23 protein-coding genes and 1 pseudogene are annotated in these 26,218 nt (G+C 71.7%); 10 read left to right on the top strand and 14 right to left on the bottom strand.

The window, feature by feature from the left end; all coding sequences use genetic code 11:
- Positions 1-89: 89 nt before the first annotated feature.
- The 4 genes from ACH45E_RS36870 to ACH45E_RS36855 all read left to right on the top strand — a co-directional run bounded on the left by ACH45E_RS36870 (position 90) and on the right by ACH45E_RS36855 (position 4,158).
- Complete coding sequence (locus tag ACH45E_RS36870; protein WP_361449340.1) at positions 90-1,190, top strand: LLM class flavin-dependent oxidoreductase; 1,101 nt, start codon at positions 90-92, stop codon at positions 1,188-1,190.
- Positions 1,187-1,783, top strand: coding sequence for a CE1759 family FMN reductase (locus tag ACH45E_RS36865; RefSeq protein ID WP_361449343.1), 597 nt, complete (start codon positions 1,187-1,189; stop codon positions 1,781-1,783). Before ACH45E_RS36870 ends, ACH45E_RS36865 begins: the two co-directional genes overlap by 4 nt.
- Positions 1,784-1,968: 185 nt before the next feature.
- Positions 1,969-2,718: a response regulator transcription factor gene (locus ACH45E_RS36860; protein WP_361449346.1), complete on the top strand. Its 750-nt coding sequence runs from the start codon at positions 1,969-1,971 to the stop codon at positions 2,716-2,718.
- Complete coding sequence (locus ACH45E_RS36855) at positions 2,719-4,158, top strand: HAMP domain-containing sensor histidine kinase (RefSeq protein ID WP_361449349.1); 1,440 nt, start codon at positions 2,719-2,721, stop codon at positions 4,156-4,158.
- A 70-nt stretch (positions 4,159-4,228) separates the two neighbouring features.
- Here the strand turns inward: ACH45E_RS36855 and ACH45E_RS36850 are convergent, their stop codons facing one another.
- Complete coding sequence (locus tag ACH45E_RS36850; protein WP_361449737.1) at positions 4,229-5,971, bottom strand: phosphatidylglycerol lysyltransferase domain-containing protein; 1,743 nt, start codon at positions 5,969-5,971, stop codon at positions 4,229-4,231.
- A 312-nt stretch (positions 5,972-6,283) separates the two neighbouring features.
- Positions 6,284-6,574 (bottom strand): hypothetical protein, encoded by a 291-nt coding sequence (locus ACH45E_RS36845; RefSeq protein ID WP_361449352.1) that lies wholly within the window; start codon positions 6,572-6,574, stop codon positions 6,284-6,286.
- 152 nt (positions 6,575-6,726) lie between these two features.
- On the opposite strand from ACH45E_RS36845, the gene ACH45E_RS36840 reads away from it, so the two are divergent.
- Positions 6,727-7,557, top strand: a complete 831-nt coding sequence (locus ACH45E_RS36840; RefSeq protein WP_361449355.1) for a M55 family metallopeptidase — start codon at positions 6,727-6,729, stop codon at positions 7,555-7,557.
- A 6-nt stretch (positions 7,558-7,563) separates the two neighbouring features.
- Here the strand turns inward: ACH45E_RS36840 and ACH45E_RS36835 are convergent, their stop codons facing one another.
- The 3 genes from ACH45E_RS36835 to ACH45E_RS36825 all read right to left on the bottom strand — a co-directional run bounded on the left by ACH45E_RS36835 (position 7,564) and on the right by ACH45E_RS36825 (position 10,347).
- On the bottom strand, positions 7,564-7,956 hold the full coding sequence (locus tag ACH45E_RS36835) for a hypothetical protein (RefSeq protein ID WP_361449358.1): 393 nt from the start codon (positions 7,954-7,956) through the stop codon (positions 7,564-7,566).
- A gap of 114 nt (positions 7,957-8,070) precedes the next feature.
- Positions 8,071-9,543: an APC family permease gene (locus tag ACH45E_RS36830; RefSeq protein WP_361449361.1), complete on the bottom strand. Its 1,473-nt coding sequence runs from the start codon at positions 9,541-9,543 to the stop codon at positions 8,071-8,073.
- 105 nt (positions 9,544-9,648) lie between these two features.
- Entirely contained in the window at positions 9,649-10,347 is a 699-nt protein-coding gene (locus ACH45E_RS36825; protein WP_361449364.1) for an FCD domain-containing protein, read from the bottom strand.
- 153 nt (positions 10,348-10,500) lie between these two features.
- Between ACH45E_RS36825 and ACH45E_RS36820 the strand changes: the two genes are divergently transcribed.
- Positions 10,501-11,952 carry an amino acid permease gene (locus ACH45E_RS36820; protein ID WP_361449367.1) on the top strand — a complete coding sequence of 484 codons (1,452 nt, stop codon included), beginning with the start codon at positions 10,501-10,503 and terminating at the stop codon, positions 11,950-11,952.
- A 548-nt stretch (positions 11,953-12,500) separates the two neighbouring features.
- On the opposite strand, the gene ACH45E_RS36815 is transcribed toward ACH45E_RS36820, so the two are convergent.
- A complete protein-coding gene (locus tag ACH45E_RS36815; RefSeq protein ID WP_361449370.1) occupies positions 12,501-14,882 on the bottom strand; it encodes an excinuclease ABC subunit UvrA in 2,382 nt (793 codons plus the stop codon).
- Positions 14,883-15,023: 141 nt separating this feature from the next.
- Between ACH45E_RS36815 and ACH45E_RS36810 the strand changes: the two genes are divergently transcribed.
- A complete protein-coding gene (locus ACH45E_RS36810) occupies positions 15,024-15,698 on the top strand; it encodes a hypothetical protein (protein WP_361449373.1) in 675 nt (224 codons plus the stop codon).
- Positions 15,699-15,879: 181 nt separating this feature from the next.
- Entirely contained in the window at positions 15,880-16,476 is a 597-nt protein-coding gene (locus ACH45E_RS36805; RefSeq protein ID WP_361449376.1) for a sigma-70 family RNA polymerase sigma factor, read from the top strand.
- A gap of 41 nt (positions 16,477-16,517) precedes the next feature.
- On the opposite strand, the gene ACH45E_RS36800 is transcribed toward ACH45E_RS36805, so the two are convergent.
- Positions 16,518-17,216, bottom strand: coding sequence for an SDR family NAD(P)-dependent oxidoreductase (locus tag ACH45E_RS36800; protein ID WP_361449379.1), 699 nt, complete (start codon positions 17,214-17,216; stop codon positions 16,518-16,520).
- A 137-nt stretch (positions 17,217-17,353) separates the two neighbouring features.
- Between ACH45E_RS36800 and ACH45E_RS36795 the strand changes: the two genes are divergently transcribed.
- The gene (locus tag ACH45E_RS36795; RefSeq protein ID WP_361449381.1) at positions 17,354-18,220 is read left to right on the top strand and encodes a helix-turn-helix transcriptional regulator; all 867 of its coding nucleotides are present in this window, start codon (positions 17,354-17,356) and stop codon (positions 18,218-18,220) included.
- A 32-nt stretch (positions 18,221-18,252) separates the two neighbouring features.
- Here ACH45E_RS36795 and ACH45E_RS36790 read toward each other — a convergent pair whose 3' ends face one another.
- The 6 genes and pseudogenes from ACH45E_RS36790 to ACH45E_RS36765 form a co-directional block, all read right to left on the bottom strand.
- Positions 18,253-19,053, bottom strand: a complete 801-nt coding sequence (locus ACH45E_RS36790) for an SAM-dependent methyltransferase (RefSeq protein ID WP_361449384.1) — start codon at positions 19,051-19,053, stop codon at positions 18,253-18,255.
- Between the two features lie 105 nt (positions 19,054-19,158).
- Positions 19,159-19,746, bottom strand: a complete 588-nt coding sequence (locus ACH45E_RS36785) for a cation transporter (protein WP_361449387.1) — start codon at positions 19,744-19,746, stop codon at positions 19,159-19,161.
- Between the two features lie 54 nt (positions 19,747-19,800).
- Positions 19,801-20,427, bottom strand: coding sequence for an NAD(P)-binding oxidoreductase (locus tag ACH45E_RS36780; protein ID WP_361449390.1), 627 nt, complete (start codon positions 20,425-20,427; stop codon positions 19,801-19,803).
- A 37-nt stretch (positions 20,428-20,464) separates the two neighbouring features.
- A pseudogene (locus ACH45E_RS36775) lies at positions 20,465-20,728 on the bottom strand (aldo/keto reductase); the annotation flags it as partial.
- 194 nt (positions 20,729-20,922) lie between these two features.
- Positions 20,923-22,566 carry an MFS transporter gene (locus ACH45E_RS36770; protein ID WP_399042317.1) on the bottom strand — a complete coding sequence of 548 codons (1,644 nt, stop codon included), beginning with the start codon at positions 22,564-22,566 and terminating at the stop codon, positions 20,923-20,925.
- 161 nt (positions 22,567-22,727) lie between these two features.
- A complete protein-coding gene (locus ACH45E_RS36765) occupies positions 22,728-24,047 on the bottom strand; it encodes a glycine cleavage T C-terminal barrel domain-containing protein (RefSeq protein ID WP_361449393.1) in 1,320 nt (439 codons plus the stop codon).
- Between the two features lie 488 nt (positions 24,048-24,535).
- Here ACH45E_RS36765 and ACH45E_RS36760 point away from each other — a divergent pair, with 488 nt between their 5' ends.
- Positions 24,536-25,531 (top strand): Lrp/AsnC family transcriptional regulator, encoded by a 996-nt coding sequence (locus ACH45E_RS36760; protein WP_361449396.1) that lies wholly within the window; start codon positions 24,536-24,538, stop codon positions 25,529-25,531.
- Positions 25,532-25,720: 189 nt separating this feature from the next.
- Here ACH45E_RS36760 and ACH45E_RS36755 read toward each other — a convergent pair whose 3' ends face one another.
- Complete coding sequence (locus ACH45E_RS36755) at positions 25,721-26,137, bottom strand: hypothetical protein (RefSeq protein ID WP_361449399.1); 417 nt, start codon at positions 26,135-26,137, stop codon at positions 25,721-25,723.
- Between the last annotated feature and the right edge of the window lie 81 nt (positions 26,138-26,218).

Genomic DNA, 26,218 nt, shown 5'->3' with positions numbered 1-26,218 from the left:
GGACCCGCCGGAGGGGGCGGAATACACGGACACTGGGACCTGTTGGAGGGCTATAGTTGAACGGTCAACAACTTGGAGGTTGAGCGACCATGCAGTTCGGGATCTTCAGCGTCGGCGACGTCACGCCGGACCCCACCACGGGGCGTACGCCGACCGAGCGCGAGCGCATCAAGGCCATGGTCGCCATCGCGCTGAAGGCCGAGGAGGTCGGCCTGGACGTCTTCGCGACCGGCGAGCACCACAACCCGCCGTTCGTGCCCTCGTCCCCGACCACGATGCTCGGCTACATAGCCGCGCGGACGGAGAAGCTGGTCCTCTCCACCTCCACGACCCTCATCACCACCAACGACCCGGTGAAGATCGCCGAGGACTTCGCGATGCTCCAGCACCTGGCCGACGGCCGGGTGGACCTGATGATGGGCCGCGGCAACACCGGCCCGGTCTACCCCTGGTTCGGCCAGGACATCCGGCAGGGCATCAACCTCGCCATCGAGAACTACGCCCTGGTGCACCGGCTGTGGCGCGAGGACGTGGTGAACTGGGAGGGCAAGTTCCGCAGCCCGCTGCAGGGCTTCACCTCCACCCCGCGTCCGCTGGACGGGGTCCCGCCGTTCGTCTGGCACGGCAGCATCCGCTCGCCGGAGATCGCCGAGCAGGCCGCGTACTACGGCGACGGCTTCTTCCACAACAACATCTTCTGGCCGGCCGACCACACCAAGCAGATGGTCGAGCTGTACCGGACCCGGTACGCCCACTACGGCCACGGCACGCCCGAGCAGGCGATCGTCGGCCTCGGCGGCCAGGTGTTCATGCGGAAGAACTCGCAGGACGCGGTGCGCGAGTTCCGGCCGTACTTCGACAACGCCCCCGTGTACGGGCACGGCCCGTCGCTGGAGGACTTCACCGAGCAGACGCCGCTGACGGTCGGCTCGCCGCAGCAGGTGATCGAGAAGACACTGTCCTTCCGCGAGTACGCCGGTGACTACCAGCGCCAGCTGTTCCTGATGGACCACGCCGGGCTTCCCCTGAAGACCGTCCTGGAGCAGCTCGACATGCTCGGCGAGGAGGTCGTGCCGGTGCTGCGCGAGGAGTTCGCCAAGGGCCGTCCGGCGGACGTGCCGGACGCGCCGACCCATCAGTCGCTGCTCGCCGCCGCCGCGAAGGACACGGAAGGGGTGACCGTCGCATGAAGCTCGTCGTCGTCTCGGCGGGGCTGAGCGTCCCGTCCTCCACCCGGCTGCTGGCCGACCGGCTGGCGAACGCCACCGCCGAGCGGACCTCGGCGGAGGTGCGGGTGATCGAGCTGCGGGACCTCGCGGTGGAGATCGCGCACAACTTCACCAGCGGGTTTCCTGGGCGGGCCCTCGCGGACGCGCTCGACGCGGTGGCGGCGGCCGACGGTCTGATCGTCGTCAGCCCGGTGTTCACCGCTTCCTACAGTGGGCTGTTCAAGTCCTTCTTCGACGTGCTCGACAAGGATGCGCTGGCGGGGAAGCCGGTGCTGATCGGGGCGACGGGCGGGACGGGGCGGCACTCGCTCGTGCTGGAGCATGCGATGCGTCCGCTGTTCGCCTACCTGCATGCCGTGGTCGTGCCGACCGCTGTGTACGCGGCCTCCGAGGACTGGGGTGCGGAGGGGCTGGCCGAGCGGGTCGAGCGGGCCGGCGGGGAGCTGGCCGCGCTGATGACGGGGCTGTCGGGGGCCGGTTCGGCCGAGGCCGAGGCCGACGGCGGGCTCGCGGTGGTGCCGTTCGAGGAGCAGCTGGCGGCGCTGAGGAGCTGACCAGGGGTTCGGATTACTCAGCCCGTCCGGCGTTTGAGGACGAGGCCCGTTCAGGGCCGAAGCGGGGGTCTGGGGGCGGCAGCCCCCAGGCGGTTGCCTCGTGGACGGTGAGAGGCAGGTAAAAAGGGTGATCGTAGGCCCGCTCGGCCCGGCCGAACCGCCGGAGGCCTTGGCAGACTGGGGACGTGCCCCAGACTGTGCTGCTCGCCGAAGACGACCGTGCCATCCGTCATGCCCTGGAGCGTGCCCTGAGCCTGGAGGGCTACGAGGTCACGGCGGTCGCCGACGGCGTCGAGGCGCTCGCGCAGGCGCACCGGACCCCGCCGGACGTCCTCGTACTGGACGTGATGATGCCGGGCATCGACGGCCTCCAGGTCTGCCGGGTGCTGCGCGCCGAGGGTGACCGGACGCCGATCCTGATGCTCACCGCGCTGGTGGAGACCGCCGACCGCATCGCGGGCCTGGACGCCGGCGCCGACGACTACGTGGTCAAGCCCTTCGACGTCGAGGAGGTCTTCGCCCGTCTGCGCGCCCTACTGCGCCGTACCAGCCCGGTCACCGCGGGCGCCCCGGGCCCGGGCGGCGGCAACGGCGGCACCCCCGAGGTCAGCAAGGCCGACCCCCAGATCTCCGACCGGCAGATCGAGGCCGCCGGACTGCGCATGGACCTCCAGGCCCGCCGGGTCTGGCGGGGCAGCCGCGAGCTGGAGCTGACCCGGACCGAGTTCGAGCTGCTGGAGCTGCTCGTGCGCAACGCGGGCATCGTCCTCGACCACTCCACGATCTACGACCGCATCTGGGGCTACGACTTCGGCCCCGGCTCCAAGAACCTCGCCGTCTACGTCGGCTACCTGCGCCGCAAGCTCGACGAGCCGGGCGCGCCGCAGCTGATCCACACCGTCCGGGGCGTCGGTTACGTGCTGCGGGAGGACTGAGTGGGCCGCCTCGGGCGGCTGCTGGCCCGGCGCCGGCCCAAGCTGGTGTCGCTGCGCACGACCTTCGCCGTGTCCTTCGCGGCCGTCACCGCCGCCGTCACGATCCTCGTCGGCATCCTCTCCTACGGTGCCGCCGCCCGCCTGGTCCGCGTCGACCAGCAGTCGGTGTTCACGCAGGTCGTGCAGGACGTGCAGGACGAGGTGCGGCAGCACGACATGGTGCCGGACGACTTCTCGTCCTCCCGCCCCGGTCACGACGTCGTCCGGCCGGCCCGTACCGACGTCCAGGTGCTCGGCGCCGAGGGCGAGATCGTCGACCACGGCAGCCCCGTACTGCCCGTCACCGCCCGCGACCGGAGCACCGCGGGTGCGGCGGCGGCCGGAAAGCTGGTGGAGCACAAGGACGTCCGGGTCGGCGAGGACCTGTTCCGCATCGCGACGGTCGCGCTCGGCGACGGGCGGGGCGCGGTGCAGGTGGCGCAGGAGTTCAGCGACACCGAGGACCTGCTGCGGGCGCTGCAGCAGCGGACGCTGGCGCTGATGTCCGCGGTCGTGGTCGCCGCGGGCCTGTTCGGCTGGTGGCTGGCCCGCCGTATCACCCGCCGCCTGGTGATCCTCACCTCGGCCGCCGAGGACGTCGCCCGCACCCGGCAGCTGGGCATCGAGGTGCCCGTCGCCGGATACGACGAGGTGGGCCGCCTCGGCCGTGCCTTCGACCGCATGCTGGGCCGGCTCGCCCAGTCCGAGGAGGACCAGCGCCGCCTGGTGCAGGACGCGGGCCACGAGCTGCGCACCCCGCTGACCTCGCTGCGTACGAACATCTCGCTGCTGCGCCGTATCGACGAGCTCCCGCCGGCCACCCGTGAGGATCTCGTCGCCGACCTCACCCAGGAGGCCCGCGAGCTGACCGACCTGGTCAACGAGCTCGTCGATCTCGCCGCCGGGCAGTCCGACAGCGAGCCGCCGCAGCGGGTGGACCTCGCCGACATCGCCGAGGACGTGGTGGGCCTGGCCCGGCGCCGTACCGGCCGTGACATCGTCCTGCGGGCGTGCGGCGACACGACGACCGACGGCCGTCCCGGCATGCTCCAGCGCGCCATGTCGAACCTGGTCGAGAACGCCGCCAAGTTCGACCGCGACGGCAAGGCCCCCATCGAGGTCAACCTCGCTGGTCCGGCGCGGCCCGGCCTGGTCCGGGTCGAGGTCCTCGACCGCGGCCCCGGCGTCACCGACGGCGACCTCATCCGTATCTTCGACCGCTTCTACCGCGCCGCCGACGCCCGCTCCCTGCCCGGTTCCGGGCTCGGGCTGTCCATCGTGCGGGAGGTGGCCGTGGCGCACGGCGGATCCCCGTTCGCGTTCCGGCGGGAGGGCGGCGGTTCGGTGATCGGGTTCACGGTGGGCGGCGGCGTCGCGGGCGGGACGCACGGCGGGAGCTGAGGGGCTCCCGCGGCGGGCGGCCGGGCCCGAGGAGGCCCCGGGCCGTGCCGGGCCCGGCCGCCGCGCCCGGTCACGGGCAGGGTGCGGACCTGCGGCGTCCCGGGAGGCCGGGCAGTCCCGGCAGGGCGGGTGCCGTGAGGAATCCCTCCGCCCGTGCGCTGGCCAGGCCGATGCGCGGGATGTCGCCGCTCTTGGCGAAGAGCAGGAACCGCGGCTCCCACACCGGCCGGTACTTGGCGTTGGCGCGGTAGAGGGACTCGATCTGCCACCAGCGGGAGAAGAAGGTGAGGACCGACCGCCACAGGCGGAGCACCGGGCCGGCGCCGAGCCGGGAGCCGCGTTCGAACACCGAGCGGAACATGGCGAAGTTCAGCGACACCCGGCGTACGCCCAGCTCCTCCGCGCGCAGCAGCAGTTCCACCACCATGTACTCCATCAGGCCGTTCTCGCAGTCCCGGTCGCGGCGCATCAGGTCGAGGGAGAGGCCGTGCTCGCCCCACGGTACGAAGCTCAGCAGGGCGCGCGGTTCGCCCTGGGCGTCACGGCATTCGAGCATCACGCAGCGGCCGTCGGCGGGGTCGCCGAGGCGGCCGAGGGCCATGGAGAAGCCACGTTCGGTGGTGCCGTCGCGCCAGTGGTCGGCACGGTCGACCAGCAGGGACATCTCCGCCTCGGGGATGTCCTCGTGGCGGCGCATGCGGACGGTGTAGCCGGCCCGGCGGACCCGGTTGTGGGCCTGGCGGACCACGCGCATCGCGCGGCCCTCGAGGGTGAAGTCGGTGAGGTCGACGATCGCCTCGTCGCCGAGTTCGAGGGCGTCCAGGCCGTGGCGGGCGTAGATCGTGCCGGCCTCCTCGCTCGCCCCCATGACGGCGGGCGTCCAGGCGTGCCTGCGGGCTTCGGCGAGCCAGGCGTCGATGGCGCCGGGCCATGCCTCGGGGTCGCCGATGGGGTCGCCGGAGGCGAGGCTGACGCCGCCGACGACACGGTAGGCGACGGCGGCCTTGCCGCTGGGGGAGAAGATGACGGCCTTGTCGCGGCGCAGGGCGAAGTAGCCGAGGGAGTCGCGTTCGCCGTGCCGGTCGAGCAGGTCACGCAGGCGCTTTTCGTCGTCCTCGCCGAGGAGGGCCTGGCCGCGTGGGGCGCGGAAGCAGGCGTAGAGGACGAGGAGGAAGGTCGCGGCGATCAGGACGTTGATGATCACGTCGACCCAGCGGGGGGCGTGCACGCTGCCGACGCGGTCGGCGAGCGGGCCGACGCTGATGCCGCGCAGCAGGGTGTACGCGATCCGGTCCTGGAGCGAGGCGCCGGGCACCTTGTTCGTCGCGCCCACGAGCAGGGTGCCGAGGGTGGCGCTGACCAGGACGCCGCCGGCACCGACGGCCAGGGCGAGCCTGGGGTTGGAGCGGTCGCCGATGGCGTCGAACTCCCGGCGGCCGATCAGCAGGGCGGCCACGAACAGGGCGGTGAGCAGGGCGGAGAGCCAGTTGAAGAGGTGCTCGCGGTAGGAGTCGCGGGTCAGCGCGAGGGCGTACAGGCCGAGGAGGGCGCCGGAGAGCAGCAGGTTGAAGGCCCAGGCGGCCCGCTTGCGGCGGCGCATCACGAGCGCGAGGAAGCAGGCCAGCGCCGCGGAGACCAGGCCGGCGGTGGCGAGGTACGGCGTGAAGTACTCGCCCGCGTTGTGCTCGTGGACCTCCTCGCGGAAGGGGAGGGAGAGGACGGCGACGATGTTCAGCGCGGCGAGCACCCGCAGGTACCAGACGGTGGCCGAGGCGGCCCGTGCCCGCAGCCGCGGGCCGGGGAAACCGGACATACGGCGTGGGGTGTGCTGGGCGGAGGGCCGCGGGGGGTGCGTGGTCGACTGCTGTGCGGGCAGTGGGGGCATGGTGACCGGCAACCTTGGGACGGGGCGGTTTGGGGGACGGGTGGGCAGCCGGTCGCGCGGTCCGTCGCGCGGCCGGGCCACCGCAGACCCTACATTTTGTAGGGTACTGCGGATAGAGGTGCACCGTCTCCCACCACCCTGCATCCCGCCACGCGGACGGGGGCGCGCGGGGGCGTGGGCGGCGGAAAGTGCGCCGGTCAGGGACCCCGAAAGCCGCCCGGCGGACCGGACGGACCCTGGCTAGTCGGTCCCGTGCTCCGCGTGGCGCCGGGCCGTCGTCAGCAGCCAGGCCAGGTTGCCCACCGCGGCCCCGGCCGCCACCACGGCGGCGATCACCCCGGCCGTGGTCAGCCCGTCGCTGAACAGGTGCGGACGCCGGTCCAGGCTGTGCAGCCCGAACCCGCACAGCTCGTACACCCCGGCGGCGGCGATCGTCAGGCTCACCACGAGCACGACGACTGTCGGCGCCAGCGCCCGCGCGGCCGGCGGCATGCCCGGCTGTGGTGGGCACGCTTCCCGTGTGTCCTGCATGATCTCCCCCGTCGTACAGATGCCTGGGCACGGATACGTGTGAACCGCCGCCGTTGATCAATGCCTGCCGGTCCGTCTCCGGAACCATCTCTACCCGGAGGCGGTTGGGAACCTACAATACGTAGGGTCCGGTTCACTCTAGGGTGGGCACCGTGCGGATATACATCAGTGCGGACATGGAGGGCGTCACCGGTCTGGTCGACGCGGACGACGTCCAGCCGGGCGGGCGGGACTACGAGCGGGGCCGGGCCATGATGGCCGAGGACGTGAACGCCGCCGTCCGGGGCGCCGTCGCGGCCGGCGCGAGCACCGTACTCGTCAACGACGCCCACGGCCCCATGCGCAACCTCCTGCCCGAGGCCCTGCACCCGACGGCGCGCCTGGTCCGCGGCAAGCCCAAGCAGATGGGCATGCTGGAGGGGCTCACCGAGGAGTACGACGCCGTCCTCTGCGTCGGCTACCACGCCCGGGCCGGCGCCCACGGCGTACTGAGCCACAGCTTCATGGGCCATGAGATCGAGGACATGTGGCTGGACGGCCGCCCGGTCGGCGAGATCGGCCTGGCCCAGGCCACCGCGGCGGCCCTCGGCGTGCCCGTGGTGGCCCTCACCGGCGACGACATGGCCTGCGCGGAGGCGACGGACTGGGACGGCGGCATCGTCACGGCCCCCGTGAAGTACGCCCACGACCGCTTCGCGGCCCGGCTGCGCCCCGCCGCCGAGGCCCGCCAGGAGATCGAGGACGCGGTCGCCCGCGCCCTCGCCGCCCGCCCCGAATCCGCTCCGCCCGCCGCCGGGGACGTCACTCTCGCCGTCCGCTGGCAGTCCTCCTCCGTGGCCGCCACCCTGCTGGGCATCCCCGGCGTGACCGCCACCGACAGCCGTACCGTCGAGGCGAGCGGCCGGCTGCCCTCGCTCTACCGCCAGTTCGGCGTGTGGATGCGGGTGGCGGCCTCGCTGACCAATCAGCCGCCGTACTGCTGACGGGCCTCAGCCGGGCGCCTGGAGATCGCGGTTCATGCTGGTCACGGCGCCCATGGGCCGCTTGATCGGGAAGCTCCGCGCGGCGTAGGAGGAACCCTTCGCGCAGCTCACGATCGCCGTGGCCATCGCGCCCTGCTGGTTCGCGGTGATGCTGCTGAAGGTGACCGAGTAGCTGTTCGTGTCCGCCAGGCCCGTTCCGTTGTCCACCCGGGTCTCCGAGCCCGCCGTGATCGACACCTTGACGGGGGAGGACCCGTCGGAGCAGTCATCGACCGACCCCGAGACCGTGACCACTCCGCTCTGCGGGTCGGCCGCCGCGGAGCCCGTCGCCGCGAGCGCGGTCACGCCGGTCATGGGGAGGGCCGCCGCGACGGCGAGAATGGCGATGCGATGACGCATGGCTTCTCCTAGCTTGTCGGCTTCCCTCCCAACGTCCGGCTTTCGCGCGAGTGGATCAAGGGGAAGAACTGCCCACGAGCACCGGGGCAGAACTACCCCGGCCCGGCCCCCCACTCACTCCGCGTCGGCGACGACGGAACCGACCCGTTCGGCCAGGCCCGGGTCGCGGCGGACCAGGAGCGTGGCGTAGCCGACGGCGGCCAGCAGGGTGACGAGTGCCACGACGGGGAACCAGCTGTACGGGGCGGGCTGGCCGGGCTTGGCGAGGTAGTAGAGCGGGACCAGGATGGCCAGGGTGCCGATCGCGGGGAGCACCAGGTGCCGTACCGTCCGGAACTCCTGCGGCCGGTAGCGGCGGTAGTACAGCGGCAGGGCGATGTTCGACGCGAGGTAGACCAGCAGGATCAGGATGGACCCCAGGCTGGAGGACTCGGCGAAGAAGACCACCGGGTTCATCGGGCCGCCGTCGGCCCCGAGCAGATGCCCCAGGCCCCAGCCTCCGATGATCAGCAGGGAGATGGCGGTGAAGGTGACGATCGCGTTGGTCGGCGTCCGGCGCGTGGGGTGCACGTAGCCGAAGAAGGACGGCAGCAGCCCCTCGCGTCCGGCGTTGAACACCAGGCGGGCCTGGGAGTTGATGCCGGCGATCAGCACGCCGAGGGTGGAGGTCAGGCCGCCCAGGTAGGCGAGGAAGGCGAGCCCTCCGAGGGTGTCGTGGGCGACGTCGATGAAGGGGATGCGGGCGTCGCCGAGCCTGGCCACGTCGTAGTCGAAGCCGGTCACCGTGGCGTAGGAGAAGAGGACGTAGCTCACGGTCATGATCGCGACGGAGAAGAACACGGCGCGGCCGACGTTGCGCCGCGGGTTCTCCGTCTCCTCGGCCAGTGCCGCGGAGTTCTCCCAGCCGATGAACAGGTACACCGCCAGCGGGAAGCCCGCGGCCAGGCCCCTGAGGCCGTGACTGATGTGGCCGGGCAGGAACGGGGCGGCGGACAGGTGGCCGCGGTGTTCGACGAGGGCCGCGACGGAGACCACCACCAGTACCAGCATCTCCACGCCGAAGAAGTAGCCGGCCCACTTGGTGGAGACCACCACTCCGCGCAGCATCAGCAGCACCGCCGCCCCGGTCAGCAGCAGCGTCCAGATGATCCACGGCAGGTCGACGCCGGTGTAGTGGTACAGGGTGATCTGCACGAACCCGCCGGAGATCGCGATGACGGAGGCCATCGCGATGATGTAGCCGAGGCCGGCCAGCAGGGCCGTGGTCACCGCGCTGACCGGCCCGAAGGTCTTGCCGACGAAGGTGGTGAAGCTGCCCGCGGAGGGGTGCGCGCGGGAGAACTCGGCGAGGGTGTTGCCCAGCAGCGCGACCGCGATGCCGGCGGTCACGATGGTCAGCGGTGACGCGATCCCGGCGGTGGTGGCGAGGAAGGCGAAGCCGAAGAAGAAGCTCATGGCCGGGCCGACGTTGGCCATCGTGGCGGCGGCGATGTCCGCCATGCCGAGGACGCCGCCGCGCAGGCGCTGGGGCGTGCCGCCGGCGGGGCCCGGCGTCGACGACGGGCCGGCGGCTCCGAGGTCGGACATGGCGGCAGCTCCTTCTGCGGTGGGGGCGGGCGGTGGGGCGGTTCGGAGGACGGTGGGGCGGTGCGGACGGTGCGGACGGGGTGGACGGGGGCGGTCGGTACGGCGTCAGTCCGGGCGGGCGTGTCGGTGGGCCTTGACGGCGTGCACGGCCGGGCCGAGGGCGCCGCGGCCGAGTTCGGTGAGCAGGTCGGCGTGGCAGCGGTTGCGCGCCCGCACCTCGTCGGGTTCCGGGGCGGGCCGCAGCAGGCACTGCCGGCCGAGCAGGTCGGCGGCGAACTCGCGGACCCCGGGGCCGCCGAGCGCTTCGGCGAGGTCGAGGTGGAAGCGGGTCTCCAGCTCGACCAGCCGGGCCGGGTCGGTCACCATGTCCATCGCGTCGACCAGTGAGCGCAGCCCGTCGAGCCGGTCGGCCGGGACCTCGCCGGCCGCGTGGGCGACCAGGCCGCACTCGAGCAGCAGATGGAAGCCGTCCAGCGCGGCCGCCTCGTCGGGGTCGTGCATCAGGGCCACGACGGTGTCCCAGTCCGGTGCGACGAAGGTGCCGCCCGCGCGGCCCCGCCGGCGGTCGAGCAGGCCGTCCTGGCACATTCCCTCCAGCGCGCGGCGCACGGTGATCTCACTGATCCCCAGTTCCTCGGCGAGGACGCCGACGTCCGGCAGCCGGTCGCCCGGGGAGACGGCCTTCAGGCGCACCCGCAGGGCGATCCGTGACCGGACGAGCTCCGACCCCGTGGGCCCCCTGCCGGGCAGGAGGCGGGTGTCCGCGCCGCCGTATGGTCCGAACTTGCCCGCTGCATTCGCCACGGCGTCACCCTAACCGTCCTGCTGAGCGGGGATGCGTGAAAAATAGAGCACACTGAACACTTAAACAAGGCGACCAGCTCTTGTTTTTTTAGATCGTACTGAACTAATTTCCGGACGCATGTCCTCGTCCCCCCTTCCTCCCAGGATGTCGAGATGACCCCGCGTCCCCCGCTTCCCACCACGGACCAGCCCAGTACGACCGCCGAGAGCACCCCGGCGGGCTCCGGCCTGCAAGCCGGACTGAAGAACCGCCACCTGTCGATGATCGCGATCGGCGGTGTCATCGGCGCCGGCCTGTTCGTCGGCTCCGGCTCCGGCATCGCCGCCGCCGGCCCCGGCATCCTCGTCTCCTACGCCCTCGTGGGCGCCCTCGTCGTCCTCGTCATGCGCATGCTGGGCGAGATGGCCGCGGCCAACCCCACGTCCGGCTCGTTCTCCGCCTACGCCGACCGCGCCCTCGGCCGCTGGGCCGGATTCACCATCGGCTGGCTCTACTGGTTCTTCTGGGTCGTGGTGCTCGCCGTCGAGGCGACCGCCGGTGCGAAGATCCTGGCCGGCTGGGTCCCGGCGGTCCCGCAGTGGGGCTGGGCCCTGATCGTCATGCTCGTCCTCACCGCCAGCAACCTGGCCTCGGTCAGCTCCTACGGCGAGTTCGAGTTCTGGTTCGCCGGCATCAAGGTCGTCGCCATCGCCGCGTTCATCGTGCTGGGCGCCCTCGCGATCTTCGGCCTGCTGCCCGGCTCGGACCACCCGGCGTCCGGCTTCTCCAACCTCACCGCGCACGGCGGCTTCCTGCCCCACGGTCCGGGCGCGATCCTGACCGGCGTCCTGATGGTGGTCTTCTCCTTCATGGGCAGCGAGATCGTCACGCTGGCCGCCGGTGAGTCCGCGGACCCGCGCGGCGCGGTCACCAAGGCCACCAACAGCGTGATCTGGCGGATCGCGGTGTTCTACCTGGGCTCGATCCTCATCGTGGTGTCGCTGCTGCGCTGGGACGACCCGGCGATCCTCAAGGACGGTTCGTACGTCGCCGCCCTGAGCTCCATCGGCATCCCGCACGCCGGCGAGATCATGAACGCCATCGTGCTGACCTCCGTGCTGTCCTGCCTCAACTCCGGCCTCTACACCGCATCCCGGATGGCGTTCTCCCTCGGCGGCCGCAGCGACGCCCCCGCCTCCTTCGGCCGCACCACGAACCGCGGCGTCCCCCGTACGGCCATCCTCGCCTCGGTGGTCTTCGGCTTCGTCGCCGTCGCCTTCAACTACCTGTGGCCGGACACGGTCTTCCAGTTCCTGCTGAACTCCTCCGGCGCGATCGCCCTCTTCGTCTGGCTGGTCATCTGCTTCTCCCAGCTGCGCATGCGCAGGATCATCGAGCAGGAGGCCCCCGAGAAGCTGGTCGTCAGGATGTGGCTCTACCCCTACCTGACCTGGGCCACCATCGCCCTGATCGTCTTCGTCCTGGGCTACATGCTCACCGACACGGCCGACGGCGGCGGCCGCGACCAGGTGGTCCTGTCCACGCTGGTGGCCATCGCCGTGGTGGCCGTCGCCCTGGTCCGCGAACGCCTCGGCCGCACGCGCGACGCGGTCCCCTCCGCGTAGCGCCTGTCCGGCGGATCAGGCCGCGGGAGCGGCTGTGCCCCTCGGCACGGAGAGGCGCGCCGGGCCCGCGTCCGCGGTGTGATCCGCCGGAGGGAATCCGAGGCCAGAACCCGCCCGGCGGCGGTGCGGCACCTTCGCCGCACCGCCGCCGCGTCGTCCCCGCGACGGTGTGTGTACCGCGGTTTCAGTACGCGGTCGTCCGTACGCAGTAGGCCGGATCACCACCAGGGGCAGGACGCCCCGCGGCCCTCGCCGGGACAGTCCGGGCACCATGGACGCGATCCCCTGACCCAAAGGGCCGAGATGACCGTCGGCCTGAAGCGGTACCAACGGCCGCCCGAAGCGCCGCCCGCGGGCGTCGTGGGAAGAGCGGCGTCGGCGGCGCCCCGGGCGTCGGCCTGCTCGGCCGGGGCGCGCGGGGCGCGCGGGGCGGGCCGAACCGGAGCGGCGCTGCCGCCCGTGCCGGCCTCGCGGGGGCCTCGGTCGGCGGCCCCCTGACCCGCCGGCCGCTCCGTCCCCCCTCGTGCTTCCCGCGGCCGGGCCCCGGCTCAGGCGCCGACGTACGCCGCGAGGTGTTCGGCGGTGAGGGTGGAGCGGGTGGCGACGAGGTCGGTGGGGGTGCCCTCGAAGACGATTCGGCCGCCGTCGTGACCGGCGCCGGGGCCGAGGTCGATGATCCAGTCGGCGTGCGCCATGACCGCCTGGTGGTGCTCGATGACGATCACGGACTTGCCGGAGTCGACCAACCGGTCGAGCAGGCCGAGGAGTTGCTCGACGTCGGCGAGATGGAGGCCGGTGGTCGGCTCGTCGAGGACGTAGACGCCGCCCTTGTCCGCCATGTGCGTGGCCAGCTTCAGGCGCTGCCGCTCACCGCCGGAGAGGGTGGTGAGCGGCTGGCCGAGGGTGAGATAGCCGAGCCCCACGTCCGCGAGGCGCTCGAGGATCCTGTGCGCGGCCGGGGTGCGCGCCTCGCCCTCGGCGAAGAACTCCAAGGCCTGTGACACCGGCATCGCGAGCACCTCGGAGATGTCCCGGCCGCCGAGGCGGTATTCGAGGACCGAGGCGTCGAACCGCTTGCCCTCGCAGTCCTCGCAGGTGCTGGCGACCCCGGCCATCATCGCCAGGTCGGTGTAGATGACGCCGGCGCCGTTGCACGTGGGGCACGCGCCCTCGGAGTTGGCGCTGAACAGGGCGGGCTTGACCCCGTTGGCCTTGGCGAACGCCTTGCGGATCGGCTCGAGGAGACCGGTGTACGTCGCCGGGTTGCTGCGCCGCGAACCCCGGATCGGGCTCTGGTCGACCGAGACGACCCCGAGGTCCCCGGGGACCGACCGGTGCACGAGCGAGCTCTTGCCGGACCCCGCGACACCGGTGATCACGGTGAGTACGCCGAGCGGGACGTCCACGTCGACGTCCCGGAGGTTGTTCGCCGAGGCACCGCGGATCTCCAGGGCACCGGTGGACCGGCGTACCTCCTTCTTGAGCGAGGCGCGGTCGCCGAGGTGGCGCCCGGTGACGGTGTCGCTGCCGCGCAGCTTGTCGACGGTGCCCTCGAAGCAGACGGTGCCGCCCGCCGTACCGGCGCCGGGACCGAGGTCGACGACGTGGTCGGCGATCTCGATGACCTCCGGCTTGTGCTCGACGACGAGCACCGTGTTGCCCTTGTCCCGCAGCCGCAGCAGCAGGTCGTTCATCCGCTGGATGTCGTGCGGGTGCAGGCCCGCGGTCGGCTCGTCGAAGACGTACGTGACGTCGGTGAGCGAGGAACCGAGGTGGCGGATCATCTTGACGCGCTGCGCCTCACCGCCCGACAGCGTTCCCGCGGGCCGGTCCAGCGAGAGATAGCCGAGGCCGATCTCCACGAACGAGTCGAGGCTGTGCTGGAGCGCGGTGAGCAGCGGCGCCACCGACGGCTCGTCGAGGGCACGCACCCAGTCGGCCAGGTCCCTGATCTCCATCCGGCAGGCGTCCGCGATGGAGATCTGCCCGATCTTCGAGGAGCGGGCGTGCTCGGCGAGCCGGGTGCCGTCGCAGTCGGGGCAGACGGCGAAGGTGACCGCACGCTCCACGAACGCCCGGACGTGCGGCTGCATCGCCTCCTTGTCCTTGGACAGCATCGACTTCTGGATGCGCGGGAGCAGACCCTCGTAGGTCATGTTGATGCCGGCGATCTTCATCCGGGTCGGCTCGCGGTGCAGGAGGTCGTGCAGTTCCCTCTTCGTGAACTCACGGATCGGCTTGTCCGGGTCGAAGAAGCCCGACTCCGCGTACAGCCGGGTGTTCCAGCCGCCGCCGGTGTAGCCGGGGATGGTGAAGGCGCCCTCGTTGACCGACTTGCTGTCGTCGTAGAGCTGGGTCAGGTCCAGGTCGGAGACCGAGCCGCGGCCCTCGCAGCGCGGGCACATCCCGCCGACCTTGTTGAAGGTGACCTTCTCCGCCTTCTTGGCGCCCCGCTCCACCTTGATCGCACCGGACGCCGAGACCGAGGGCACGTTGAAGGCGAACGCTCCGGGCGGGCCGACGTAGGGCTTGCCGAGCCGGCTGAACAGGATCCGCAGCATCGCGTTGGCGTCGGTGGCGGTGCCGACCGTGGAGCGCGGGTCGGCGCCCATCCGCTGCTGGTCGACGCTGATCACGGTGGTCAGACCGTCGAGGACGTCGACCTCGGGCCGCGACAGGTTCGGCATGAAGCCCTGGACGAACGCGCTGTACGTCTCGTTGATCAGCCGCTGCGACTCCGCGGCGATCGTGTCGAACACCAGCGAGCTCTTGCCCGAACCGGAGACACCGGTGAACACGGTCAGCCGGCGCTTCGGGATCTCGATGCTGACGTCCTTGAGGTTGTTCTCGCGCGCGCCGTGCACCCGGATCAGATCGTGGCTGTCGGCGACGTGTGACGCGGGCGGCTGGGTGTCCGTGTTCGTGGCCATGCACGCACCCTAGAGGCGGCCCGGGGGCCTGCGCTTCTCGATTCCTGCTCGAAATTCACACGCTGTGGATTGAGTGTGGTCCGCTGTGGATTTACGTACCCATCCCTGACGACCGATGTCCCGATGCAAGGATGAGGCGCCATGACAGCAGGGTGGGGTGCTCGCGCAGTACGCGCCGCGGTGTTCGCGGCCGTGTGCGTGCTGCTCGCCGCCCTGGGCCACGTCATGATGTCCGGCTCTTCCGTCCCCGCGTGGGCGCTGACCGCCGGAGCGGCCGGGACCGGTGCCGCGAGCTGGTGTCTGGCAGGCCGGGAACGGAGCCTGCCGCTGATCGTGGCGGCCGTGGTGGCCGTCCAGACGGTGCTGCACGAGGCGTTCTCCCTTGCGCAGCCGGCGTCGGCGGGGCCCGACTCCATGGACATGGGCATGAACATGGGCTCGATGCCGATGGACTCCATGGACATGGGGCGCATGGGCACGAGCTCCATGTCCTCCATGTCCTCCATGGGGAACATGGGGCAGGCGATGGACGGCGGTGGCGGCGGTTCGTCGTACGGCATGCTCGCCGCCCACCTGCTCGCCGCGCTGCTGACCGGCCTGTGGCTGGCATACGGGGAGAAGGCCGCCTTCCGCATCCTGCGAGCCGTCGCCGGATGGCTGGCGGCGCCGCTGCGGCTGCTGCTCGCGCTGCCCGTCCCGCCGTGCCGCCCGCTCGCCCGGCCTCGGCGCCCCCGCTCGGACCGGGCACCGGGCCTTCTCCTCCTCGTCCACGCGATCACCTCCCGGGGCCCACCGGTGGGGACGGCTGTCCTCTGACGACAGCTGGTTTCCCGGGGCTGCCCGTGCGCGCCCCGGGCCTCGGCCGTACGCCCGCGCAAGCGCCGTAGCGCCTTCCACGCCGTAGCGCCTCCGCGCCGTAGGGCCGTCTCCCCGCTCACCGGACCGTCCGCGCCCTCGCGCGCCCCGGCCCGGATCTCGGATCCGCGAAGGACACCAGGTGATCACCACTGCCCTGCACGACGACTCGATAACCGCCTGGGCGCTCGCCGCCCGAGCCGGCGACCCGGACGCGGTCGAGCACTTCGTACGCGCCCTCCACCGCGACGTCCAGCGTTACGTCGCCCACCTGTGCGGCGACCCCCAGGCCGTCGACGACCTCGCCCAGGACACCTTCCTGCGCGCGCTCGGCAGCCTCCACCGCTTCGAGGGCCGCTCCTCGGCGCGCGCCTGGCTGCTGTCGATCGCCCGCCGGGCGGTCATCGACAGCTACCGGTACGCCGCCGCCCGCCCCCGGATGTCCCACGCACCGGACTGGCAGCTGGCCGTCGAGCTGGCCCAGCCGCTGGATCTGCCCGGCTTCGACGACGGCATCGCCCTGCTGGACCTGCTGGCCGCCCTGCCCGACGAGCGCCGCGAGGCCTTCGTCCTCACCCAACTGCTCGGCCTGCCCTACGCGGAGGCGGCCGAGGTCAGCGACTGCCCGGTCGGCACGGTCCGCTCCCGCGTGGCCCGCGCCCGGACGATGCTGATGGCCCTGCTGGAAGAGGCGGACCAGCCCGCCGCACCAGCGGCGGTGGCGGTGGCGGTGGCCTGAGCCGATGCGATCCCGCCGGACCACGGGAGCCGGCGTCCGCCTCAGGACCAGGCGATCTCGCCATGGCGGGAGACGAAGCGTCCGGAGCCGGCGCCGGGCTCCTCGGTGGCGAGAGTGACGATCGCGTCCGTGCCCTCGGTGACGGTCTGGGGGCCGCTGTGACCGTTGAGGTCGGTCGCGGTGTAGCCGGGGTCGGCGGCGTTGACGCGGATGCCCTTGAGCCCCTTGGCGTACTGCGTGGTCAACATCGTCAGCGCCGCCTTCGAGGAGGTGTACAGCGGCACGATGACCCGCGACTCGGGCCGACCGGGGTCGTGGGTGAGGGCGAGGGAGCCCATGCCGCTGCTGACGTTGATGATGACGGGGTCGTCCGAGCGGCGCAGCAGCGGCAGGAACGCGGTGGTGGTCCGGACGACGCCGATGACGTTGACGTCGAAGACGGCGTGGGCGTCGGCGGCGGTGAGGCCGCCGGGATCTCCGGCCGGGCCGTGGACGCCGGCGTTGTTGATCAGGACGTCGATCCTGCCCTCGTGTCCGGCGACGTTCGCGGCCGCGGCGGCCACGGACGCGTCGTCGGTCACGTCGATGGGGACGTGGCGTGCGCCGAGCGCGGCGGCGGCCTCCTCGCCCTGCTCGCGGTCGCGGGCTCCGACGAGCACGGTGTGGCCGCACTCGATCAGGCGGCGGGCGGTCTCGCGGCCGAGCCCCTTGTTGGCTCCGGTGATGAAGGTGATCGTCATACGTTCGATGGTGCTCCCGTCGAGGGAGGCGGACCAGGCACGCTCCGACGGTAGGAAGCCCAGTACCACCTTCGCGCCCAACCGCACGACCGGGACCGCGGGAGAATGGGGCTCATACCGCAGGAAGACGGGGACTCATGCCGACGACACCCGGAACCGGACTGGGCGCGATGATCCGCACATGGCGGGACCGGCTGCCCCCGTCGGCCGCCGGGGTGCCGGTGCCGCGGGGGCGCCGGGCGGCCGGGCTGCGGCGTGAGGAACTGGCCGACCTGGCCGGGGTGTCGGTCGACTACATCGTGCGCCTGGAGCAGGGGCGGGCCACGACACCCTCGGCGTCGGTGGTGGCGTCACTGGCGCGTGCCCTGCACCTGTCCACCGCCGAGCGGGACCACCTGTACCGGCTGGCCCGGCTGGCACCGCCGGCGGACGGCACGATCTCCGACCACCTCCCGCCCGGCATGCAGCGGGTGCTCGCCCGCCTCGGGGACGTGCCGGCCGCCGTGTTCGCGGCGGACTGGCGACTGGTGTGGTGGAACCGCGGCTGGGCCGCGCTGCTGGGCGACCCCTCCGCCGCGCCGCCGCGGCTGCGCAACTTCGCCCGCGACAGGTTCCCGGTGGACACCGGCCCCGCCCGCCTCGCGCTGTGGCCGGTGACCGAGGCGGACCGCGACGCCGTCGACGCCGCCGTCGTCTCCGACCTGCGCCGCGCCACCGGCCGCTTCCCCCAGGACAGCCGCCTGGCCACCCTGATCCGCGAACTGACCGCGGGCAACAGGAGGTTCGCCGAGCTGTGGGCGACCGGAAGGGTGGCCGCGCACCGCGAGGACCACAAGACGATCGACCACCCCTCGGTGGGCCCGGTCGCGGTGGACTGCGACGTCCTGACCGACGGCGACTCCGAGCTCAAGATCGTCATCATGACCGCCGCACCCGGCAGCGAGGACGAGACCAAGCTCCGCCTCACCGCCGTCGCCGGCCCACCGGCCACCACGCGCGACTGATCCGCGAGGTCAGAGCTCACGAGGTCACGAGGTCACGGCTTGCGGGCCACCGCGCAGAACTCGTCGATGTCGCGGGTACGGCCCGCGTCCGCGGGGTCGGGACGCCAGCGTGTGAGGGGGACGATGCCGGGTTCGAGCAGTTCCAGGTCCCGCACGTAGCCGCGGATGTGCTCGGGGGTGCGCATGACCATCGGGTTGGGACTGTTCTCGTTCCACTCCTTGGCGGCGTCGTCGGTACGACCGCCCCCTACGGAGGTGGTGGTGTGCGTGAGCGCGAGGTGGCTGCCAGGAGCCATCGCGTCGCGCAGGCGCCCCATGATGGCGTCCACTTCGTCGTCGCCGGGGATGAACAGCAGGACACCGAGAAGGGTGATGGCGACCGGCTGCGTGAAGTCGAGCGTGCGGGCGGCTTCTTCGAGGATCCGGCCGGGATCGCGCAGGTCGGCCTCGATGTAGTCGGTCCTGCCTTCGTGGGTGCCGCGGAGCAGCGCTTCGGCGTGGCGCAGCACGATGGGGTCGTTGTCGACGTAGACGACCCGGGCTTCCGGCGCGAGGCGCTGCGCCACTTCGTGCGTGTTGTCGGCGGTGGGCAGGCCGGTACCGATGTCGAGGAACTGGCGGATGCCGCAGTCGACGGTGAAGTACCGGATGATCCGCTGGAGGAAGGCTCTCTGATAGCGGGCCATGTCCGCGATCTCGGGGTATATCGCGAGGATCGCGTCTCCCGCCTCGCGATCGGCCTCGTAGTTGTCCTTGCCGCCGAGCCAGTAGTTCCAGGTGCGGGCGGGGTGAGCGGTGCTGGGGGCGAAATCGGCTAAGCGCTCTTCAGACATGGCAGGCGTCCTCGGATAGGCGTTCTTCGCATCGGATGCCGGGGAGGATACGGCCGCCACGGTTCCATGGGGGAGCGAACCGGCCAGGCGCACAGCGGCGGTTCGTCAGAAGATCTCGCGGACTTCCCGGGCCGCGTAGAACACGAGGACGTAGCCGGCGACGGGGTCGGCCCACCACCAGCCGAGGGCGGCGTTCAGTACGAGACCGACGAGGACGGCGGCGGCCAGCAGTCCGTCGATCAGCGTCACCCGGCCCTCGGTGCGCAGCACCGGGTTGCCGAGCGCCGCTCCGGTGCGGGACTTGCCCGCGGCGAGAGCGAACATCACGGCGGCGGTGACCGCGGTCCAGACGATGCCCAGGGGCGAGTGCCCGGGATGATGTCCGGTGGCCAGGACCACGGTGGACTGCACGAACAGATACGCGGCCAGGCCCGCGAAGGCGAAGCCGATCAGCCGCAGTGCCCGGCGCCGCCGCTCCTCACCGGTGCCCGACAGTTCCCACACGACGACGGTCGACGCGCCGATCTCGATGAGGGAGTCCAGCCCGAACCCGGCCAGCGCGACCGACCGTGCGCGCAGCGCGGCGACGGCAAGCACGACGATGCCGACCACGTTCCAGCCGAGCGTGACGTACTCCAGGGCGAAGCCCCGGCGGAGCGGGGCGGTGCGGGTGCTGCCGTCCGAGACGCTCACGGGCAGAGTCTCCCACTTCGGGGCCGGGCCGGTCAGGCGAAGTGTCGTGGACGCTCAGTCGGAGATGACAGCCGTGCGGCCGATCCACTCGCTCTCGTGCACCGCCTGCTGCATGAAGGCGGCGACGTCCGCCCGGCTGATCGTCGGGTTGCCCTTCATCGGCAGCCGGTCGTCCGCGCGGTACGTTCCCTTGGCCTGGCCGTTGGTCAGCCTGGTCGGGTAGACCACGGTCCAGTCCAGCCCGCTGGTTCGGATGGCGTCGTCGGCGATCTCCTTGTTGGCGTAGATCACGCGCAGCAAGGTCCGGTAGATGGCCTTCTGCGGCACGCTCGCCCACGAGAAGGTGTGGCCGACCCCGAAGGACGACAGCCACACCACACGGGACACGCCGGTCTCCTCCGAAGCCGTGATCAAAGCCGCTGAGGCGCGCGTGAAGAGGTCGTCGGCGACCACCGAAGCGCCCCGGCCGAGGGCGGAGACGACGGCATCCTGCCCGGCGAGGGCGGCGGAGACGTCGCGGTGGGAGGTCGCGTCTCCGGTGACCACCGTGACCTGATCCGCCAGGTCCCCCAGCCCAGCGGGGTTGCGGACCAGGGTGGTGACCTGGTCGCCTGCGCGCAGGGCCGCGTCGACGAGGTGGCGGCCGGTGGGGCCGGTAGCTCCGAGGATCAACAGTTTCATGGCATGGGTGCCTTTCATCTGCGGGGTCGGGTCGGTGTCACGCGAGGTCGGCGAAATCTTCCTCGGTGAGGGTGATCGCGGCGGCGGTCATGTTCTGCTCCAAGTGGGAGAGGGACCCCGTGCCGGGAATGGCAAGGGTCACCGGCGAGGAGGCCAGCAGCCAGGCCAGGCTGATCTGGGAGACGGTGGCGTGGTGCCGGGCCGCCACCTTGACCAGAAGCTTGTCGTCGAGGCCCCGGCCGCCGCCGGGCGGGAAGAAGGGCACGAAGGCGATACCGGCCTCCTCGCAGGCGTGGAGCACGACTCCGAGCGCCACAGCGCGGCGCAGCACGGCACGGCCGACCTCGGGATCGCGGGCGGGACCACGCATGGTGATGGGCATCGTCCTGCCCTCGGGCTCTGTCGGCACGTGGCTGCCGGACCCACCGCAGGGGAGGGGCACCGTCCGCGACTCGTGTGACCGGCGCGGGCGATGCCCCTCCCCTTGCCGCCCGGTCAGCTGCGGCGGTGTCCGAAGGGCAGGGCGGTACTGGCCGCCTGGGCGTTCTCGGCGGTGGCGTCCGGGTTGCCGTGCTGTGCCACGTCGGCGGTCCGCGCCGCGGTGCTGGTCTGCTGCTTGGGGCGGCGCAGCAGGACGACCGCGCAAGCCGCGGCTATCAGGGCCAGGATGGCTGCCACGACGAGGCACAGGCGCATGCCGTCGAGGAGGGAGTCGCCCAGGGCGCCGTAGACCTGGTTGGCCGTGGAGCCGAGGTTCATCCCGGCGACCGCGCCCAGGCCGCCCTCCTTCGCCGTCGCGACGATGGCGTGGGCCTGGGTTCCGGTCACGCCGGCGTCGGCGAGATGGCCGGGCAGGCTGTCCACGGCGCGGGTGGACAGCAGGGCGCCGAGGACGGCCGGGCCGAGCGCGCCGCCGACCTGGCGGAAGGCGTTGCTGGCGGCCGAGGCCATGCCCGCCAGGTGATGCGGCACGGCGGCGACGGCGGTGGCCGTCATGGGCGTGGTGACGAGGCCGAGGCCGATGCCCAGCACGATCAGCCGCCAGGCGATGGAGCCGTAGGAGGTGTGGGCGTCGAGGTTGGTCATGGCCAGCAGCGGTCCGGCGATCAGGAGCAGACCGACGGTGATCATCCAGCGGGCCTGGACGCGGTGCATGAGGCGTCCGGCCGGGGCTCCGGCCACGATCGCGGCGACCGGGACCAGCAGCAGGCGGGCGCCGGCCTCCAGGGTGCCGAGCTGCTGGACCATGCCGAAGTACAGGCTGAGGACGAAGAAGAAGCCGATCAGCCCGAGGAAGGTGATCAGGGCGACCAGGGCGGTGGCGGTGAAGGCCGCGCTGCGGAAGACCGCCAGGTCCAGCATGGGGCCGGCGCTGCGCTTCTCCGCCACGACGAACGCGACCAGCGCGACGACGCCCAGTACGAGGGCGGCGACCACCCGCGGCGTGGTGAAGGAGCCGGCGCCGCCCTCGATCACGCCGTAGACCAGGGTGGTGACGCCGACGGCCGCGGTGATCTGGCCGGGCCAGTCGAGCTTGCGTCCGTGCGGGGCGCGCGAGTCGGTCAGCAGCGGGGCGGCGACGGCCATCGCGACCAGCGAGAGGGGGATGGACAGCAGGTAGATCCAGCGCCATGAGTAGTGGTCGAGGATCACGCCGGCGATGACCGGGCCGACGGCCAGGGCCGCGAGCAGCGCCACGGCCCACATGCCGATGAACTTGCCGCGCTCCCGGAAGTCGGGCACCGCGTGGCTGATCAGCGCCAGTGTGGTGGGCAGCAGCGCGGCCGAGCCCAGACCGGCCAGGGCCTGCCCGGCCCACAGGGTCTGGATGTTGTGTGCACACAGAGCGACCGCCGACCCGGCGGCACAGCAGAACAGGCCCGCCTGGAAGACCTTCTTGCGGCCGTGGACGTCACCGAAGACGCCGGCGGTCATGATGAACGCGGCCATGGGCAGGACGAACGCGTCCTGGACCCAGGAGAGTTGGGCGGTCGAGGTGTGCAGTGCCCGCTGGATCGCGGGCAGACTGACGGCGACCGTGGTGATCGGCAGGTAGGCGACGAACACGCCGAGGCAGGCCATGACGATGGTGGCCGCCCGCCGGTCGGTCGGCCTGATCGCCGTTGTGGTGGCGTTCACGGAGATTCCGCTTTCTCCCGTGCGGCGTGGTGTGCCGCGGTCGGTTGGGTGGGGCAGGGGTTGGTGCTCGGGGGCTGCCGTGCCGCGGGCGGGCAGCCCTGACCTGCGGGATGTTGCCGGTGGCGTCCCGCAGGCGTCGGTGGGTGGGGTTCTCTGGCGGCTTACGCGGCGGGTCCGGACTCGGCCCGGTACGCGGCCAGGTGGGCGTGGAGCTCGGCGCGCGAACGGACGCGTTTGAAGGGGGCCTTGGCGACGGTGGCCCGGATGCGCTTGACCGGGTCGCCGGGATCACCCCAGGCGACCTGGACCCGCATGCCGATCTCGGCGTCGGCGACGTTCAGTACCGCCAGGGAGAGCATCTTGCGGAAGTAGTAGCTGTAGCCGCGCGAGGTGGCCGCGCCAACCGGGACGCCGTCTCGCTCCACGCGGTCCACCCACAGGTGGCCGCGCAGGTCGCGGGGCATGTCCATGAAGGTGGGGTGCGGGCCGTCGCCGTACAGCGAGCGGTGCACGTCAAGGACGTCGTCGCTGTTCCACACCAGGGTGCGCAGCACCCGCGCGGGCTTGGCGAGACGCTCCTTGAGAACGGCATCGCCGAGGAAGGTGTGGTCGAAGCTGATCTGCCTGGTCCAGCCGAGCTCGACCGGGTCGCGGTAGTAGTCGCGCAGCGACTCGCCCTGGAAGCTGCCGGCGATGAACGCCCGCGGGATGTGCCAGGGCGAGCTGAGCAGGTGGGTAAGGAAGTCGGCCTGCTCGGGCTCGTACAGGGCGGGCAGGTAGTCCAGGTTCCGGGTGGGAACCGCGTTTTCCAGGTGGTTGAGGGGCGCAGCCCGGTTGCCCAGGCGGCGGATGCCGTACTTCTGCCCGGCCTGAACGACCGCGTCGTACACGGTGCCGCCGATCTCGCGCGGGCCCTGCAGTTCGAAGCCGACCTCGCCGGCCATGCCCTGGCGCAGCGCCCAGACGCGGTGCCCGGCGAGGGTGGTGGGCACCGCGTGCATGTACGGGGTGTCCAGCAGCCGATCGTCGCCGGTCAGATCCAGCAGCAGCGGGATCGAGGCGGGGCCGGAGACCTGGTACACGAACCAGTCCTCGTCCTCGACGGTGGCCTTGAAGCCGCCGTGCTCCAGGTTGTACCGGGCCCAGTCGCCGCCCGGCCCGTGGAAGACGTAGTCCTCCTCGTCCAGCCGGGTCAGGATGCCCTCGCTCATGACATGGCCGTGCGTGTTGGTCTGCACGATGTGCTTGGAGCCGCCCACCGGGAACCTCCGGAAGGAGTTGACCGAGATCCCCGAGAACAGCTCGAGCACGCCGGGACCGCGGAAGCGGGTCTGCGGCAGGAACGACCAGTCACCGATGTAGCAGGTCTGCTTCCACGACAGGCTCTCGTCGAGCCAGTCGGTGTGCTCCGGCTGGCCGAAGAGTTTGGCGAGGATGTCGAACGGGGGTGTCGAGCGGAAGGCGTCGACGGTGAAGTGCACGGGGACGGATGCCTCTCTGGGGATCGGCGGTGCTCGTGGTGGATCAGGCGCTGCTCGTGGGCCGTGGTGCGGGCGGCTCGTCGGCACCGTGCCGCTTCATGGCCCGGAGCGCCCGGGGGGATGAGAAAAGGACGCTCCGGGCCGGTCAGGGAGCGGCAGCGACACCCCGTCGGACAGCCGACCCGCAGACGCCCACAAGCACCGCCGCCGGCACCGGGGCCACGTCACCGACAACCCGCTGGATGCGGGAGGCACCGGTAAGCGACGCCACCTGGTGGGGTCGCCCCACACCCGCCGTGGTCAGGTGCATCAGCAGGACGAACGAGCCGAGGCAGACCACCGCCGGCACCCACCGCGTGCTCATGGGAGTCACGTCCTTTCCTTAGGACACGCCCCAGCATCCGCCTCGCCGCCTCCGACCATGAACTTTGCAGCCCGAGACGAACTAAAACCTCCACTACGATCCCACTGGATGCCAGACTCTCCCCATGAACGACGATGTGGACATGAAAATCCTCCACGCACTCCAATGCGCGCCCCGCGCCCCCTTCCGGCGCATCGGCGAGGTGACGGGCGTGTCGGAGCAGACCGCCGCCCGCCGCTACCACGCCCTGCGCCGCAGCGGGGTGATGCGGGTGATCGGCCAGGTCAACCCTGCGGTGTACGGGCAGGCCCATTGGGTGGCCCGCATCCGTTCCCGCCCCGACCGGGTCGGCCCCCTGGCGGACTCCCTGGCCAAGCGGCCGGACATCGCCTACGCCAACCTCGCCTCCGGCGGCTCGGAGATCATCTGCATGATCCGCTCCCCCGTCGAGGCCCACCGCGACGACGTCCTGCTGCGCCAGCTGCCCCGCGCGGCCTCCGTCCTCGACGTCAGCATCGACCTGCTCCTGCACCCCTTCGGCGAGACCGGCACCAGTGAATGGACCGGTTACGGCGCCGGCCTCACCCCCGACCAGGTACGGCAGCTCACCGGTGACCGGCCACCCACCCCCGCGGGGCCGCCGCGGCCCCCTACGGACGAGGACACCCCGCTGCTGGACGCCCTCGCCGAGGACGGCCGCACCACCCACACCCGCCTCGCCGAGCTCACCGGCTGGTCCAACGCGCGCGTCGCCCGTCGCCTGGAAGCCCTGGAGACGTCCGGCACGCTCTTCTACGACGTGGAACTATTGCCCGAGCGCCTGGGCCACACCCTCAACGCCACCCTCTGGCTGCGCGTCGCCCCCGCCCGCCTCAAACAGGCCGGCGAGGAACTCGCCCGGCACGCCCAGGTCGCCTTCGCCGGCGCCATCAGCGGCCGGCACAACCTGATGGTCAGCGTCATCTGCCGCGACGCCGAGGACTTCTACCGCTACCTCACCACCCAGGTCGCTGCCATCGACGGCATCGACGCCTACGAGGTCAGCATCCGCGTCCGCCGCCTGAAACAGGCCGCCTCACTCATCTACCACGGCCGCCTCGTACATCCGCCGCCCGCGTAGGAGCCCTCACAGCGGGTGGGGCGCACTCCCGCTGTGCGGCGGCGCGAGCACCGCTGGGAGCCGGGCAAGTCCGTCCGAACGCGTCCCCCTCCGGTACCCGTACCTAGCGTCTACAGGGTCCACTCCCGGACGCGCGCGAGCTCGGCCGCCCGCTTCGCCATCCTCAACTTCCATGGTGTCTGCTCCACTTCAGCGATCTCCCGCCACAGTGCCGCCGTGGCCAAGCTGAACGCCGCGAGTGCATTCCGCGGTCGGCGTGAAGTGGCGGACCACGATCAGACGAGCGCCTGCTTTTGTTATCTGCCGCTGGCGCTCGGTGCCGAGGCCCTTCGGGCCGAGGTGGCTGAGAGCGGGAACCACGGCACCGTAGGCATCGGGGAGTTCGAGCGCGTCGAGCAGACCGACGAAGGCGGGGGAGCGGATGATCACCGTGGAGTCGCGTTCGGTGAAGACACCGCACAGGGCCAGTTCGTGCCGTTCGCAGTACTCGGTGAGGCAGTTGACGAGCGCCGCGTGGCGAGGCAGCCCGCCGGTGACGTGGCGTAGGTAGCCGAAGACCTGGGGGAAGGCGACGGGGCGGCGTTCGGTGATGAGGTCGTCGTCCATGCCCATAGCGTCGGCCGTCGTGAACGGCCTCGAAATGACCTGCTGTTGTACTTCCGTTGCACTTCCCACCCCACGTCGTCA

It is taken from the genome of Streptomyces sp. NPDC020299 (assembly GCF_044387825.1).
Lineage (GTDB): Bacteria > Actinomycetota > Actinomycetes > Streptomycetales > Streptomycetaceae > Streptomyces.
This window is presented reverse-complemented; position numbering and strand designations above follow the sequence as displayed.